Below are 15,936 nucleotides of genomic sequence, written 5' to 3'. Positions count from 1 at the left end.
TATGACTTTTAGTAATTATGTACGAGAAAAAACAACAAAAAATCTAAGTGATTTGAATAATAAAGAACTTTATATTCAATTGTTGAACTATGTAAAAGAAGAAGCTGAGAAAAAAGAATTAAACAGCGATAAGAAAAAAGTTTATTATATTTCTGCAGAATTTTTAATTGGTAAATTATTATCAAATAATTTAATAAATCTTGGAATATATGACGAAGTTGAAAAAGAATTAGCAGCAGCAAATAAACGTCTAAGTGAAGTTGAAGAAGTAGAATTAGAGCCATCATTAGGTAATGGAGGGTTAGGACGTTTAGCATCATGTTTTATTGATTCTATCTCTTCTTTAGGAATTAACGGAGATGGTGTAGGATTAAATTACCACTGTGGTTTATTTAAACAAGTATTTTCTAAAAATGAACAACATGCAGAACCAAACTTCTGGATTGAAGATAATTCTTGGTTAATAGATACTGATGTAAAATATACAGTACCATTTAAAAACTTTAGTCTAACATCATCATTAAAACGAATTGATGTCCTTGGTTATAAAAAAGAGACTAAAAACTATCTAAACTTATTTGATATTGATTCAATCGATAGTTCGATTATTAACGAAGGAATTAGTTTTGATAAAACAGATATCAAGAAAAATTTAACATTGTTCTTATATCCAGATGATAGTGATAGAAATGGTGAACTTTTACGTATTTATCAACAATACTTCATGGTATCAAATGCGGCACAATTAATTATTGATGAAGCTCGTGCTAAAGGAAGCAATATTCATGATTTATATGAATACGCGTATGTTCAAATTAATGATACGCATCCAAGTATGGTAATTCCAGAACTTATTCGTCTTATGATAGAAAATTATGGAATTGAGTTTGAAGAAGCATACTCAATCGTCCAAAAAATGACAGGATATACAAACCATACTATCTTGGCTGAAGCATTAGAAAAATGGCCATTAGAATTTTTAGAAGAAGTAGTGCCGCATTTAGTAACAATTATTAAGAAATTAGATGCAGTAATACGTTCTAAATATGAAGGTGAAGACATTCAAATCATTGATAAATATAATCGTGTACATATGGCAAACATGGATATTCACTTCTCAAATAGTGTAAACGGAGTTGCTTACTTACACACAGAAATTCTTAAGAACTCTGAATTAAAACATTTCTATGAGTTATATCCAGAGAAATTCAACAACAAAACTAATGGTATCACATTTAGACGTTGGTTAGAGTTTTCTAATAGACCATTAGCAGCGTACTTAAAAGAACTAATTGGTGATGAGTATTTAACAGATGCAACTAAATTAGAAAAACTATTAGCTTTTGTTGATAGTAAAGAAGTAGCAGCTAAATTAGAAGAAATTAAACACGAAAATAAACTTATTCTAAAAGAATACTTGAAAGAAACACAAGGAATTGAGTTAGATGAAAATAGTATTATCGATACTCAAATCAAGAGATTCCATGAATATAAACGTCAACAAATGAACGCTTTATATGTAATAAAAAAATATCTTGATATTAAAAATGGAAAATTACCAAAACGTAAAATTACAGTATTTTTCGGTGGTAAAGCTGCTCCAGCATATGTCATAGCACAAGATATCATTCATTTAATTTTATGTCTATCAGAGTTAATTAATAATGATCCAGAAGTAAATAAATACTTAAATGTATACTTAGTTGAAAACTACAACGTAAGTGTTGCAGAAAAATTAATTCCAGCGACAGATATTTCTGAACAAATCTCACTAGCATCAAAAGAAGCTAGTGGAACAGGTAATATGAAATTTATGCTAAATGGAGCATTAACACTTGGAACATTAGATGGTGCTAATGTAGAGATTGATGAGCTTGTTGGACGTGAGAATATCTATATTTTCGGTAAAGAAAGTGATGAGATTATCAAACTATATGAAACTGCTGGGTATGTTTCAAAAGATTACTACAATAAAGATGGAGTAAAAGAAGTAGTTGACTTTATTATTTCAGAAGATTTAGTAAAACTTGGAAATAAAGAAAGATTAGAAAGATTGTACAATGAACTATTAAACAAAGACTGGTTCATGACACTTATTGATTTTGAAGAGTATTATGCGAAAAAAGAAGAGATGTTAGCAGATTATGAAGATCGTGACTTATGGTTAAGAAAAGTAATTGTTAATATAGCTAAAGCAGGATTCTTCTCATCAGACCGTACAATTACTCAGTACAATGAAGAAATTTGGAATAAATAGAAAAAATAGTGAGGATGTAACTATGAAACTACTAACAATAAATGTTCATAGTTGGTTAGAAGAAAATCAACTAGAAAAATTGAATATTTTAGCGAAAACTATCGTAGAAAAAAAATATGACGTGATAGCGATGCAAGAAGTAAACCAATTGATTAGTAGTGAACTTATAGAACTAGGGATTAGAGAAGACAATTTCGGAAAATTATTATTAGATAAAATAAATGAATATGGAGAGCAAGGATATAAATATTATTGGACTTACTCACATATTGGTTTTGATAAATTTGAAGAGGGCTTAGCAATCTTAGCTAAAGGTGACGTTGTTGCCGTAGAGGATTTTTACTGTACGGCACAACAAACCGTGACCTCTATAGAATCAAGAAAAATTTTAAAAGTAGATTTAAAAATAAATGATGAAATTGTAGAATTTTACAGTTGTCATATGAACTTGCCAACTTGTAAAGGAGAAGACATAGAACAAAATCTTTACAACTTAGTAAATTATACAGATAATACAAATCTTAAAATTTTTATGGGAGATTTCAATACAGATTACTTTAATCAAGTAGATGAATATAAAGCTATACTTGAACAAGGTTTATTTGATACTTATGAAATGGCTCTAAAAAAAGATAAAGGAGTTACCGTGTATAAAAATATCAGTGGTTGGGAAGATTCTATGTGTCAGAAGAAATTGGATTATATATTTTCTAACAAAAAATTAAATGTTGAAGAAAGTTATGTTATCTTTAATAATGTAAATTATCCAATAATTTCTGACCATAATGGCTTAGAAGTAACATTAGCAGAAAAATAAATAAAAGGAGGAAAATGTTATGTTACAAAAAATTCAGCGTTTTGGAGGCGCTATGTTAATGCCATCTATTATATTCGCATTCTTCGGATTAGTAGTAGGATTAACTTCAATCTTTAAAAACCCTAACTTAGTAGGGAGCATTGCGACAGAAGGGACACTTTGGTACAACTTCTGGTTCGTAATAGAACAAGGTGGATGGACAATCTTTAACCAAATGCCAGTAGTTTTCGCTCTTGGTATTCCGATTGGTCTTGCTAAAAAAGCAAATGGGCGTGCAGCATTAGAAGCGTTCTTAATTTATATGATTTTTAACTACTTCATCAATGGGTTCTTAACAGTATTCCCATTCTTCGGAGTGGATGTAACGCCAGCTTTAAAATTACCAACAGGTTTAACTAGAATCGCTGGAGCAATCACACTAGATACTTCAATTATCGGTTCTATCATTATTGCATCAATTTCAGTTTGGATTCACAACAAATACTTTGATAAAAAACTTCCTGAGTTATTAGGAATTTTCCAAGGTTCAACATTTGTTATTTTAATAGGATTTATTTTAATGATTCCAGCTGCATTTTTAACAGCTCTTTTATGGCCAAAAGTTCAATTAGGAATTGCTGCTTTACAAGGATTCTTAAAAGTATCTGGAATTGCTGGAGTATTTACTTATACTTTCTTAGAAAGAATTTTAATCCCAACAGGATTACACCACTTCATCTATGGACCATTTATGTTTGGACCAGCAGCAGTAGAAAATGGAATTACAGCGTACTGGGTGCAACATATTAAAGAGTTCTCTCAAAGCACAACTCCATTAAAAGAGTTATTCCCACAAGGTGGATTCTCATTACACGGTAACTCAAAAGTATTTGGTTTACCAGCAGCAGCTTTAGCTATGTATGTTACAGCTAAAGATAAAAAGAAAAAGGTTGTAGCAGGGTTATTAATCCCAGCAGCTCTTACTGGTTTCTTAACAGGAATTACTGAACCAATCGAGTTTACATTCTTATTCGCAGCTCCAATGTTATTCGCTACTCACGCAGTATTAGGAGCAGCAATGTCAGCAACTATGTATCAATTTGGAGTTGTAGGTAACTTCGGAAGTGGATTAATCGACTTCTTAGCACTTAACTGGCTACCAATGTTCAAAAATCACTCTGGACAAATGTTTGTTCAAATTATAATAGGATTAATATTCTCAGTAATTTACTTCTTCGTGTTTAGATTTATGATTCTTAAATTCAACTTAAACACACCAGGTCGTGAAGAAGATGATGCTGAAACTAAACTTTACTCTAAACAAGAATACCGTGAAAGAGGTAAAGAAGCAGCTAAAACAGAAGTTGTTGATGATGCTACAGCTTATGCGGATCAAGCAGCAATTATTTTAGAAGGTTTAGGTGGAAAAGATAACGTCGTTGATGTAACTAACTGTGTAACAAGATTACGTGTTAATGTACAAGATGAAAGCTTAGTAAAAGATGATAACTTTATTAAACAATCTGGAGCTCTTGGAGTTGCGCGTAATGGTAAAGCTATTCAAGTAATTATTGGATTCTCTGTAGGACAAGTAAGAGAAGCATTTGAAAAATTATTAAAATAGAAAAGTAATAAGAAAACGAGTCGAAAGACTCGTTTTTTCTATGTTTATTTAGAGTGAAAAAAAATCCTTAAAGCTAGACTTCTAATCTAACTTTAAGGAAATAGTGGTAAAAAATCTTTATGAGTAAGAGTTAAAATTAAAATGCAGGAGTTGCGTGTCCTTTTAGTTTTTCATTAATGAAGTTTTTAATTTTTTCACTAGCAAGAGCTTTTTTAAGAGCTTTTACTGCATCAGAGTCTTTATTATCTTCACGTGCAACTAAACTTACTGCAAAAGTAGAATCTTTTTCATCTTCAACTAGAAGTCCATCTTTACCAGGTGTAAGGTTTAATTTAGCAATATAAGTAGGGTAGTTGAATACTAGGTCTTTTTCTTTATATGCTTCATTTAAGTTAAGTAAACTAATAGGTGAGAATTTAAGATTTTTTGGATTTTCTTTAATATCATCTACAGTTACAGTATAACTATTTGGATCTTTAAGTGTGATAACTTTACCATGATCTAATAGGCGTAAAGCACGTGCCATATTTGTTGGATCAGATGGAATAGCTACATCAGCTCCGTTTTTAAGATCTTTAATGTCTTTAATATCTTTTGAATAGAAAGCAACAGTTGCATTGTAAATAGGTTGAACCGCAACTAAATTACCTTTGTTTTTTGCGTTAAATTGCTCCATAAATGGTTTGTGTTGGAAGAAGTTTGCATCTACTTCTTTATTATTTAATGCAACGTTAGCTTGAACATTATCAGATACTTTAACTAATTCAAGGTTATATCCTTCTTTTTTCAAATCGTCTTTAATCATCTCTAGCATATCTGTCATAGGTGCAGTATGAGAAGCTACTTTGATAGTAACATTTTCTTTTTTAGTTTCAGTTTTGCTTGAACAAGCGGTTAATACTAATACAAGCGCTAATAAACTTGCGCAAATTGATAGTAATTTTTTCATTTTTTGTCTCCTTAGATTGTTTATAAGTTTAGAGGTGTTTGAATACTTATTTATAGGAATATATGTTTATAAAATAGTTCAATAAAATTATTTTTCTTTTTTACCTGTGAATTTTTTGGCTAATCCATAACCAATTGTTTGAATAATAAATACATATATAATAAATATAAGTACAATTAAATACATAAGATTATAATCGTATTCTTGATAGCCATACCTGAAGGCAAATTCACCTAATCCGCCAGCCCCAATAACACCCATTACAGTGGTATATGCTAACAAGCTAATGGTTGTATAGGTAAAGGATAAAATTAAATTTCCGACTGTTGCTGGTAAGAGAAAGTATCTAATAATTTGGAATTTCGTAGCTCCCATACTAATAGCTCTATCAATAATTTTTTGAGGAACATTCAGCAATGCTTGCTCTACAAAACGAGCATATAAGCTAACTCCAACGAGTGTTAAAGGTAAAATAGCTGCAATATTACCAAATGACGTTTTAAATAAAAATCTATTGACAGGTATTAATATAAATACAAATATTAAGAAGGGGACACTGCGAAGAGCATTTAAGAAAATACTAAGCCCTTCATATAATGCTTTATTTTTCAGTAAATAATCTTTATTAAGTGAAAATAATAGAATACCTAGTGGCATAGAGATTACAAAAACTGTAACCATAGAAATTCCCATCATATAATTTGTTTCCCAAAAAGCTTTTACTATACCATCATAATTTTTTAAGAATAAATCAATCATCCAATAAAAACTCCTTTACATACTTATAATAATTGCTGTCGTAATCATCTTTAATATCTTTGTTAGGTATAATAATATCTTTAATTGTAGAATCATCGATGATAATTACTTTATCGCAGAAGTTTTTAAGTAAAGATAAACTGTGAGAAATCATTACTATAGAGATATCTGATGTTTCTCGTAGTTTGTTTAACAGTGTAAAAATTTCTTTTTCACTATTGGTGTCGAGTGCTGAACTAATCTCATCGCAAAGTAATACTTCAGGTTCTTGAAGAAGTGCCATAGCAATAGCTACTTTTTGCTGTTCGCCACCGCTAAGACTACCACAAAGACTGTCTTTTAGACGGGATATATTCATAAACTCAAGGATATAATTTACCTTCTTTTTATCAACAGGGACTTTATTTAATTTATATACCAGGCTTAAATGATAATATACACTTTTGTTATCAATAAGATTAGAATGTTGAAATATATAAGCAAGATTTTTTCTAGTTTGTCTAAGAGTAGCTGGAGTCAGTTCACTAAGAGATTGATTCTTATAAAGAATATCACCGCTATCATAGTTGACAATGCCATTAATCATTTTCAAAATAGTGCTTTTTCCAGTACCATTACGCCCAATAATTCCAATAACTTCTTTCTTATTTATATCAAAAGAAATATTTTGAAGTTTAAACTTAGCATCTTTATATTGTTTGGATATGTTTTTTAATTGAACTATCATAATAACCTCCAAGGAAGAATATACCACTTTTTGAAAAGGAGTTCAAGAAAAAGATACTATATGTATTAATTTTTTCATTCTTCACTGAATACACTTTAAAATAATTATTATAAGGTTTTATTAAAGCTGTATTATTCAAACGTAGAACGTAGACTAATACAACTTACCGGAAAATTTGATAAAATAATTGCAGTCGTAAAACTTTATTAAAGACTTTATTTATTTTTATGTATAGTTTATAATAAGATATGTGTTTATATAAAGTAAAAAATTTTTTAGAAAAAGTGAAAGATATTGATATAAGATAGCTAAGGGGGTTATAGTATTTTATGAAAAAATTGACTATAGTAGATATAGCCAAAATGGCAGGAGTAGGTTCTACTACTGTATCTAGATACTTTAACGGTGGAAATTTAAAAAAAGAAACTAGAGAAAAAATAAAAAAAATAGTAGAGGAGTATAATTACACGCCTAATACATTTGCTAAGGCCTTAAAAGGGACAGATAGCAAAATTATTGGAGTGATTGTTCCATGTTTACACTCTTATGTAAGTTCAAATACTTTGAAGTACATAGATCAAAATTTAAAAGAAAATAATTATGAAACATTAATTATGAATGCAAATTTTGATGAGGAAAAGCAACTTGATTATATAAGAAAACTTGCTAGAATGAATGTTGATGGAATAATTTTACTTCCTACAACAATGAGCAAAAGTTATGAGAGCACTATTAAATCAATAGATGTTCCAGTTGTTCTTTTAGGTCAAGAAGGGGAGTATACATATAGTGTTGAATATAATGATTTTAATGCAGCTAGAGATTTAGCTAATTTTGTTTTAGCGTGTGGTCACAGAAAGATAGCTTACCTTGGTGTGGGTGAGGAAGATATTGCGGTAGGTTATTATAGAAAATTAGGATTTATGACTACCCTTGAAAAGTATAATCTTTCACCAATAGAGGTTCTTGTAACGAATTTTGGCATGGAAGATAGTTATCGCTTAATTAATGAAAATATAGATAAGCTAAGAAAAGCTACGTGTTTGATATGTGCTACTGATAATTTAGCTTATGGTGCTATAAAAGCTCTTGAGGAAAATGGATTAAATATAGGTACAGATTATTCTGTGGCAGCTTTTGGGGATTATGCTTCATCAGCATTATTAAAGTCACCATTAACAACGATAAAATTTGATTTAGAAGATGCAGCTAAAAAGACGGTGGAAATGCTACTTAATGTTATTAAGAAAAAAGAAACTGAGATGAAAATACTAATAGGTTACGACTTGAAAACTAGAAGTAGTGTTGTAGATTTAAATAATTTATAGAAAGTAGAGAAAGAAATGACTAAAATAAAAGCGATATTTTTTGACATAGATGGGACATTAAGGAGTTTTAAAACAAAAACAATACCGGAAAATACAAAAGAAACATTACGAGCATTAAGAGAAAAAGGAATTAAACTATTTATAGCTACAGGACGAGCACCTTTTCATATCACATTAAAAGATTTAATAGATTTTGAGTTTGATGGTTATGTAACTATTAATGGTCAATATTGCTATTTATCTACTGGAGAAGTTCTTAATAACCAAGTACTACCAAAAGAGGATATAGAAAATGTTTTACCATACTTTAAAGAAAATAATATTGCTTGTGACTTTGCTTTATTAGAGGGAGCATTTATGAATTTGAAAAATAGTCGTGTAAAATGGCTTGAAGATGAGCTAGGAGATCATGAGCGTTTTATTGTTTTAGAAGATGCATATGAAAAAGCACTAAATGAAAAAATTTATCAACTAAATGTCTTTGTTACTGAAGAAGAGGAGGTAGCATTCTTAGAATATATGCCAAATTCAAAGTCGGCTCGTTGGACATCAGCATTTACCGATGTTATTCCAAGCGATGGTGGAAAAGACAAAGGAATAGATGCTATAGCTAATCATTTAGACATTAAAGTAGAAGAAATCATGGCTTTTGGTGATGGTGGAAACGACATAGATATGTTGAAACATGTAGGTGTTGGTGTTGCTATGGGGAATGCAAGGGATGATGTAAAAGAAATAGCGGATTTTGTTACAGCAGATGTTGATGATGATGGAATTACTTATGCTTTAAAACATTTTAGAGTATTAGAATAAAAAATCTTTGAGGATCTTCCTCAAAGATTTTTTCTATTTCTTTAAAATTATATTATTACACATCATTAAATTTTTTTAGAAATTCATCAACCGCTCTTTTTGGCATGATTACTGTAAGTCTATCATTAGCTTCAAGGATAGTAGTTCCTTTAGGGACAATTTCTCTCCCAGAGCGTTCGATATTTGATACTAATGTATTTTTAGTCCACTGGATTTCACTAATAGCCTTTCCAATCAATGTACTATCGTTTGTTATAGTTGTTGTGATTTCCACTTCCATATCAACTTCATTATCTTTTATTTTATTACTAGTTAGAATTCTATCTAATAAATATTCATAGACGGGTTTTGTACCAAGGATATTTGCAGTAAAATATGCAAATAAGCAGCACAATGCGATAGGAAGAAAGTAATTTAATTTTTGAGTCATTTCAAATAATAGAATAACAGATGTAATTGGGCTACGTACGATGGCTGTTAAATAGCCGGACATAGCTAAAATAATGAATAGACCAGTATATTTGCTATCAAAAAAATTACTGAATAAAGTACCTAGTATAGCACCTTGAATTAATATCGGTAAAAATATTCCACCTGCTACACCAGATGTGAATGAAATAATTGAGAATAAGGTTTTTACAAAGTACAAAGTTATTAAAAATAAAATACTAAGTTTATGCTCTAATAAGAAACTAACCAAACCATGCCCACTACCTAACACGATAGGACATAAAATAAAAAGAATAAAAGATGTTAGGAACGCTACCTGTGGTCTAAATACTATATTTAAGTTCAGTTTTTCATAAAACTTATATAAAATTTTTATCGTATTATTATAAAATGTTCCAAAAATCCCAAGTAAAATTCCAAGGATAACAATCCAAGGATAGATACTAGGAGTTACGTAATCAATATCTGGAAAAGAGAATACAGGTTTTAAGCTAAAAATGTATTGTCCAATAATATTAGCAACTACAGCTGCACTGAAGCAACCTATAATTATTTTTTTAGTAACATTTTTATGAACTTCTTCTATCGAAAATAAAACACCAGCAAGAGGAGCACCAAATGCGATTGAAAGGCCAGCACTGGCTCCAGATGTAATTAGGTATTTTTCATCAACACTATTTCTTCGCAAAAGCTTAGATACTAACTTACCGCTCATGGCACCAAGTTGAATAGATGGTCCTTCTCGTCCAAGTGATAAACCTCCAAGACTAGCGACTAAACCACCGGTTATTTTATAAATTAAGACTTTCAAAGGATTTGAATTAAGACGACCTGTTATTTCAGCAGAAACTTGTGGGATACCACTGCCGCTAGCCATAGGTTCACGTTTTAGAAGAAATCCAGAAATAAGGGCAAGAATAATCAGTATTATTAAAAGAATAAATTTATAAAAAATTCCTGATTTGATATACTCAGCAGTGAAGTGAACTAGTTTTTCACTATAACCTATAAGAAGTCTGTAGATAGCGCCAACGACACCGGCGAAAATACCAACTAATATACCATTAAGCAGGAGTGAAGATTCAATTTTCATATTTTTATTTTCAATATTATTAATATTATTGATTTTCACATTTAACTCCTTTCTTTTTTTATTTATTGTTAATATATACCTAATTTATATTTTACTCCTAATAGCAAAAAAATCAAAGTAATTTTAAAATAATTTATTGTAAAAATTAAAGAAAATATGATAAAATTAGAAGGTAATGGAAAGGGGTATAACAATGAATATTTTATCAATAATTGCAATAATTTTCTTAATTATTGTTTTGGGACTATATGCTTTTTGGTTGAAATTGAAAAAAGGAAAGCCAGGACGTATTCAAGGTCATGATGTAGAGAAGAAAACTTATGAAGAGGCATTAGTTGTGGATGTACGTTGGCGTAAAGAATATGCCAGAGGACATGCTATAAACGCTGTAAACTTACCGATAAAGCTATTTAAAGATGGTAGTGACGTTCTAGATGATTATAAAGATAAAGATATTATTCTTTACTGTGTTGTGGATGTAACATCACGTGCTACTGAGAAATTATTGCTAGAACGTGGATTCACTAAACTTCATATTGGAGACGGAGTAAAACAATATGATTATGGTAAAGCTATTTACACAAATGCTTTGCTGTCAGAATTTAAATATCGACTTACTAAGAGTAAAAATAAACAATTGTTAAATTTAGGTACTGAAATCTTAAACGATGATGAGATTAAAATTTCACCAACAGACATTGATTCAGTAAAAGACAAATTAGATAAAAATGCGGATATTTTTGTTTATAGTGATACTCCAGAGGAAAGTAAACCAGTTTGTAAAAAATTAGGAGAAGAAGGGTATACTATTATTAATTTAATAGAACCATTCTATACTAAGCGGTACCGAAATGCTTTTTATAATCCGAAAGATTATGATGAAAATCCAGCAGAACAACAAGCAACTTGTAGCGCTTGAGGGTAGAATTTAATAAAACGATAAGGTTATCGTTATAGTAAAAACTTTGAAGATACTTTTATCTTCAAAGTTTTTTATATGATTTTAAGTACTTAGTAGGGTATATTTTTATTGTGTGGTATAATATAAAGATAGATAAAATTTTAAAAAAGAGGATTCATACTATGAAAATTTTACATGTTCTTGCTCAATTACCAGTAAAAACGGGAAGTGGGGTATATTTTACTAACGTTATAGATGGTTTGAAAAATTATGAAGTAGAACAAGCTGCAATTTATGGGACAACACCAGAATATGATTTTAATATTTTAGATACAGTGTATGAAGTGGAGTTTGAAGGTGAAGATATTGACTTTCCTATTGTGGGAATGAGTGATGTTATGCCTTATAATAATACTCTTTATAAAAATATGAGTGAGAATATGATGACTACATGGCAAAATGCTTTTCGAAAAAAATTATTAAAAGCTAAAGAAGAGTTTAAACCAGATGTTGTTATTACGCATCACTTATGGATATTAAGTTCAATTGTCTGTGAAATTTTTACTGATGAAAAAGTTCTGGCGATTTGCCATAATACTGATTTACGTCAGGCAGAGAAAAATCCAAGTATAAAAGAAAGGTATGTAACAAATTTACATAAATTGGATAAAATATTAGCACTTAGCAGTAGTCAAATTGATGAGATAGTAACTGTATATAACTATTCAAAAGAAAATATTATTAATATAGGAGCTGGCTATAATGAGAAGGTATTTTTTCCACTAAATAACTATGAACCAAAAGAAAAATCAGAAATATTATATGCAGGTAAGTTTGATGAGTCAAAAGGTTTTTATGAGCTTATAAAAGCTTTTAGAATATTAGAGACAAAAGTAAAAGATGTTGAGCTAGATTTAATAGGAAATTTAAAAGAAGAAGATAAAGAACGTGTTTACAGTTTGGTAGGAGATTCAAAAAATATTAAAATTTATAATACAATGGATCAAGCGCATCTCGGAGAAATTATGCGTCAAAAAGATATTTTTATTTTGCCATCTTATTTTGAAGGGTTAGGTCTTATAGCTGTAGAGGCTCTAGGAAGCGGGTTGCGAGTGGTTGCTACTGAAATAGAGGGGCTTATTGAGTTTTTAGGAGATAAAATAAATAACTCAGATATTATAGAATATATTGCTATGCCGACTATTTATGATACTGATAAAGCAGTAGAAGAAGAAAAACCTGCTTTTATTGAAAGAATAGTAGCTGCATTGGAACTTATGATAGAAAGAACAAGAAAAGAAAGAAAACTACCACAAGAATTATTAGAAGAAGTAGAAAGACATTCTTGGAAGAAAAAAATAGAAACTATCTATAATTTGTTATAAAATATTAAGGTTAATTAAAGATATAAATTAAATATAAAACTAGTTTTCTTTTAGTTATAAATATTTAATTATTAGGAGAGGTAAATGGATAAAATAATTTTATTAGATGGGAATAGCTTGAGTTATCGTGCTTTTTATGCTATGCCTGCTCTACAAAACAAAAGTGGCTTATATACCAATAGTGTATATGGTTTTACTTTGATGTTAGAAAGAATGTTAGAAGATATAAAGCCAAAGTACGCATTAGTAGCTTTTGACAAAGGGAAACAAACTTTCCGTCATAAAACTTATAAAGATTATAAAGGTACACGAGATAAAACACCAAGTGAACTTGTTGAACAATTTGGCTATGTAAGAGAATTGCTAGACTCTTATGGAATAAAATATGAAGAGCACTTTGATTATGAAGCTGATGACATTATAGGAAGCTATGCTAAGCTAGCAGAGAAAGCAGGTCTTGAAGTAATAATTATTTCCGGAGATAAAGACTTAACACAATTAGCTAGTGATAATATTACAATCTACTATACCAGACGAGGAGTTACTGAAGTTGATCACTATACTCCAGAATTTATCAATGAAAAATATGGTTTGAGTCCAGAACAAATCATTGATATGAAGGGCTTAATGGGAGATAAAAGTGATAATATACCAGGGGTAGCTGGTATAGGAGAAAAAACGGCGATAAAATTGCTAGCTGAATACAAAACTGTAGAAAATGTTTTAGATAATATTGATAATATTAGCGGGAAAAAACTAAAAGAACGTTTAGCAGAAGGTAAAGAAGATGCTTTACTTAGTAAAGAACTTGCTACAATTTTTACAGAAGTTCCAGTAGAAAACAAGTTAGAGGATTTAACTTTTAGTGAGAATAGAAGCAAGAAAAAAGAATTATTTGAAAAATTAGAGTTTGTTTCTTTCTTAAAAAAATTAGCTGAAAATAACGATGTAGATGTTGATGGAAAAGAAGAAAAAGAACTAGAAATAATAAATGCTGATGAAAAAACAGAACTATCTTTTGAAAATAGTTCACTACATATTGAATGTTTTACAGAAGATTATCATAATTCAGATGTTGTTAATATAGCAGTATACAAAGATGAAAATGTCTATATTTTTAGTGAAGATAACTTCTTTGAAAATAAATTTGTGCGTAACTATTTGGAAAGTGATGCAGAAAAAGTAGTTTATGATTACAAGAAAATCTTGTATATTGCGAAAAGAAATGGTATTTCCGACATAGCTGGTAATGTTTTTGATGTAAAAATTGCTTCATATCTTTTAGACGTTACGGTAAAAACAGAACTTGATAAAATAGTATTTAATACCTTAGGTAATATTATAAAAAGTGAAGAAGAAATCTATGGAAAAGGTGTAAAACGTACATTGCCAACCAATGAAATTCTTTATCCGTACTTAGCACAAGTAGTAAAAAGTATTTTTGATTTAAAAGAAATTCAAAGTGCGAGATTAAAAGAAGAAAATATGGATTCTCTTTATAAAAATATCGAAGTAAAAGTAGCGCGTGTTTTGGCTAATATGGAGTATGAAGGAATACATGTTAGTAAGAAAGCATTAGAGGATATGAGTGATGAGTTAGATGAGCGAATAAAAATACTTGAAGCAAGTATTCATACGCTAGCGGGTTCAGAGTTTAATATTGCCTCACCAAAACAATTGGGAATAGTATTATTTGAAGATTTAGGATTACCCCCTGTAAAGAAAACAAAAACAGGTTATTCTACGTCGGTGGAAGTATTAGAACAACTTCAACATAGCCATGAAATCATACCTTTAATAATGGAGTATAGAGTATTAACAAAATTGAACTCAACTTATGCCAAAGGTTTGGTTAAAGATATTACTCGTAAAGGGAAAATTCATACACGTTATGAACAAACATTAACACAAACGGGGCGATTGTCATCTGTTAATCCAAACTTGCAAAATATTCCTACGAGAATAGAAGAGGGTAAAAAAATTCGCAAGGCGTTTATTCCTGCTTCGGATGATAGAGTAATATTATCTATCGACTATTCTCAAATTGAACTACGTGTATTAGCCCATATGGCACAGGATAAGGGAATGATTGATGCATTTACTCATGATTTAGATATTCATACTAAGACAGCTAGTGAAGTAAATGGAGTAAGTTTAGATGAGGTAACTTCAACTATGCGTAGAGAGGCTAAAGCCGTAAACTTTGGTATAGTTTATGGAATTTCTGACTTTGGGTTATCAAATAACTTAGGAATAACACGCAAGAGAGCTAAAGAATTTATTGACAAATATTTAGAAACATTTAGTGGTGTTAACAAATATATGACAGATATAGTTGAGTTTGCTAAGGAACATGGATATGTAGAAACTTTATATAATCGCCGTCGTGCTTTACCAGAAATTAATGCTAAAAATAAAATAGTAGCAAGTCTCAATGCGAGGTTAGCTATGAATACGCCAATTCAAGGTACTGCAGCTGATATAATAAAACTTGCTATGATAAATGCTTTTGACTATATTGAAAAAACAAAAGTTGATGCAAAATTATTACTTCAGGTACATGATGAACTTATTTTTGATGTAAATAAAGATGTGGTAGATGAGTTTGCTATCGAAATGGTAAAAATTATGGAAGAAGCGGTCGAACTAGATGTTAAGCTTAAAGCAGAAGCTAGTAGCGGAAGCTCGTGGTATGACACTAAATAATTACGCTATGTTAAATAATTTAACAAAAAATATTTAATGGATAAAATAAGGTATATAATAAACTCTAGGTAACTGAAAAGTTACTTAGAGTTTTTTAGTTGTGAAAGTATAGATAGCACCCTTACTTTTCAGAAAAATAATGAAAAAT

The 15,936-nt window shown here is 29.9% G+C and carries 12 protein-coding genes; 8 read left to right on the top strand and 4 right to left on the bottom strand.

The features are described from left to right. The first annotated feature begins 1 nt into the window (after window position 1). The 3 genes from glgP to DQN46_RS06080 are packed head-to-tail and all read left to right on the top strand — an operon-like array spanning window position 2 to window position 4,677. Window positions 2–2,257, top strand: a complete 2,256-nt coding sequence (glgP, locus tag DQN46_RS06090) for a glycogen/starch/alpha-glucan family phosphorylase (protein ID WP_111743364.1) — start codon at window positions 2–4, stop codon at window positions 2,255–2,257. Between the two features lie 22 nt (window positions 2,258–2,279). Beyond that, window positions 2,280–3,074 (top strand): endonuclease/exonuclease/phosphatase family protein, encoded by a 795-nt coding sequence (locus tag DQN46_RS06085; RefSeq protein WP_111743742.1) that lies wholly within the window; start codon window positions 2,280–2,282, stop codon window positions 3,072–3,074. A gap of 19 nt (window positions 3,075–3,093) precedes the next feature. Beyond that, entirely contained in the window at window positions 3,094–4,677 is a 1,584-nt protein-coding gene (locus tag DQN46_RS06080) for an alpha-glucoside-specific PTS transporter subunit IIBC (RefSeq protein ID WP_111743363.1), read from the top strand. A 136-nt stretch (window positions 4,678–4,813) separates the two neighbouring features. On the opposite strand, the gene DQN46_RS06075 is transcribed toward DQN46_RS06080, so the two are convergent. The 3 genes from DQN46_RS06075 to DQN46_RS06065 all read right to left on the bottom strand — a co-directional run bounded on the left by DQN46_RS06075 (window position 4,814) and on the right by DQN46_RS06065 (window position 7,112). Continuing rightward, on the bottom strand, window positions 4,814–5,626 hold the full coding sequence (locus DQN46_RS06075) for a MetQ/NlpA family ABC transporter substrate-binding protein (RefSeq protein WP_004632706.1): 813 nt from the start codon (window positions 5,624–5,626) through the stop codon (window positions 4,814–4,816). Window positions 5,627–5,713: 87 nt separating this feature from the next. Beyond that, a complete protein-coding gene (locus DQN46_RS06070) occupies window positions 5,714–6,385 on the bottom strand; it encodes a methionine ABC transporter permease (RefSeq protein ID WP_111743362.1) in 672 nt (223 codons plus the stop codon). Continuing rightward, a complete protein-coding gene (locus tag DQN46_RS06065; protein ID WP_111743361.1) occupies window positions 6,378–7,112 on the bottom strand; it encodes an ATP-binding cassette domain-containing protein in 735 nt (244 codons plus the stop codon). Before DQN46_RS06065 ends, DQN46_RS06070 begins: the two co-directional genes overlap by 8 nt. A gap of 329 nt (window positions 7,113–7,441) precedes the next feature. On the opposite strand from DQN46_RS06065, the gene DQN46_RS06060 reads away from it, so the two are divergent. Both DQN46_RS06060 and DQN46_RS06055 read left to right on the top strand, forming a co-directional pair. Next, complete coding sequence (locus DQN46_RS06060; RefSeq protein WP_111743360.1) at window positions 7,442–8,440, top strand: LacI family DNA-binding transcriptional regulator; 999 nt, start codon at window positions 7,442–7,444, stop codon at window positions 8,438–8,440. Between the two features lie 15 nt (window positions 8,441–8,455). Then, window positions 8,456–9,253, top strand: a complete 798-nt coding sequence (locus DQN46_RS06055; protein ID WP_111743359.1) for a Cof-type HAD-IIB family hydrolase — start codon at window positions 8,456–8,458, stop codon at window positions 9,251–9,253. A gap of 55 nt (window positions 9,254–9,308) precedes the next feature. Here DQN46_RS06055 and DQN46_RS06050 read toward each other — a convergent pair whose 3' ends face one another. Next, entirely contained in the window at window positions 9,309–10,835 is a 1,527-nt protein-coding gene (locus DQN46_RS06050) for a ClC family H(+)/Cl(-) exchange transporter (RefSeq protein ID WP_111743358.1), read from the bottom strand. Window positions 10,836–10,989: 154 nt separating this feature from the next. Between DQN46_RS06050 and DQN46_RS06045 the strand changes: the two genes are divergently transcribed. From DQN46_RS06045 to polA, 3 genes are all read left to right on the top strand, one after another. Then, the gene (locus DQN46_RS06045) at window positions 10,990–11,715 is read left to right on the top strand and encodes a rhodanese-like domain-containing protein (RefSeq protein ID WP_040461474.1); all 726 of its coding nucleotides are present in this window, start codon (window positions 10,990–10,992) and stop codon (window positions 11,713–11,715) included. Window positions 11,716–11,879: 164 nt separating this feature from the next. Further along, window positions 11,880–13,082, top strand: a complete 1,203-nt coding sequence (locus tag DQN46_RS06040; protein ID WP_111743357.1) for a glycosyltransferase family 4 protein — start codon at window positions 11,880–11,882, stop codon at window positions 13,080–13,082. Window positions 13,083–13,166: 84 nt separating this feature from the next. Next, window positions 13,167–15,788: a DNA polymerase I gene (polA, locus tag DQN46_RS06035; RefSeq protein ID WP_111743356.1), complete on the top strand. Its 2,622-nt coding sequence runs from the start codon at window positions 13,167–13,169 to the stop codon at window positions 15,786–15,788. Window positions 15,789–15,936: the final 148 nt, after the last annotated feature.

The sequence above is a fragment of the Gemella morbillorum genome (genome assembly GCF_900476045.1).
In the GTDB taxonomy this organism is placed as follows: Bacteria; Bacillota; Bacilli; order Staphylococcales; family Gemellaceae; genus Gemella; species Gemella morbillorum.
Note: the sequence above shows the minus strand (reverse complement) of the source record. Positions and strands in the feature narration are given on the sequence as shown.

Bases quoted from the DNA above. Each gene is read 5' to 3' on its own strand.
- polA (WP_111743356.1), top strand. From the start codon at position 13,167: ATGGATAAAATAATTTTATTAGATGGGAATAGCTTGAGTTATCGTGCT.
- DQN46_RS06040 (WP_111743357.1), top strand. From the start codon at position 11,880: ATGAAAATTTTACATGTTCTTGCTCAATTACCAGTAAAAACGGGAAGT.
- DQN46_RS06085 (WP_111743742.1), top strand. From the start codon at position 2,280: ATGAAACTACTAACAATAAATGTTCATAGTTGGTTAGAAGAAAATCAA.
- glgP (WP_111743364.1), top strand. From the start codon at position 2: ATGACTTTTAGTAATTATGTACGAGAAAAAACAACAAAAAATCTAAGT.
- DQN46_RS06080 (WP_111743363.1), top strand. From the start codon at position 3,094: ATGTTACAAAAAATTCAGCGTTTTGGAGGCGCTATGTTAATGCCATCT.
- DQN46_RS06060 (WP_111743360.1), top strand. From the start codon at position 7,442: ATGAAAAAATTGACTATAGTAGATATAGCCAAAATGGCAGGAGTAGGT.
- DQN46_RS06065 (WP_111743361.1), bottom strand. From the start codon at position 7,112: ATGATAGTTCAATTAAAAAACATATCCAAACAATATAAAGATGCTAAG.
- DQN46_RS06070 (WP_111743362.1), bottom strand. From the start codon at position 6,385: ATGATTGATTTATTCTTAAAAAATTATGATGGTATAGTAAAAGCTTTT.
- DQN46_RS06055 (WP_111743359.1), top strand. From the start codon at position 8,456: ATGACTAAAATAAAAGCGATATTTTTTGACATAGATGGGACATTAAGG.
- DQN46_RS06045 (WP_040461474.1), top strand. From the start codon at position 10,990: ATGAATATTTTATCAATAATTGCAATAATTTTCTTAATTATTGTTTTG.
- DQN46_RS06075 (WP_004632706.1), bottom strand. From the start codon at position 5,626: ATGAAAAAATTACTATCAATTTGCGCAAGTTTATTAGCGCTTGTATTA.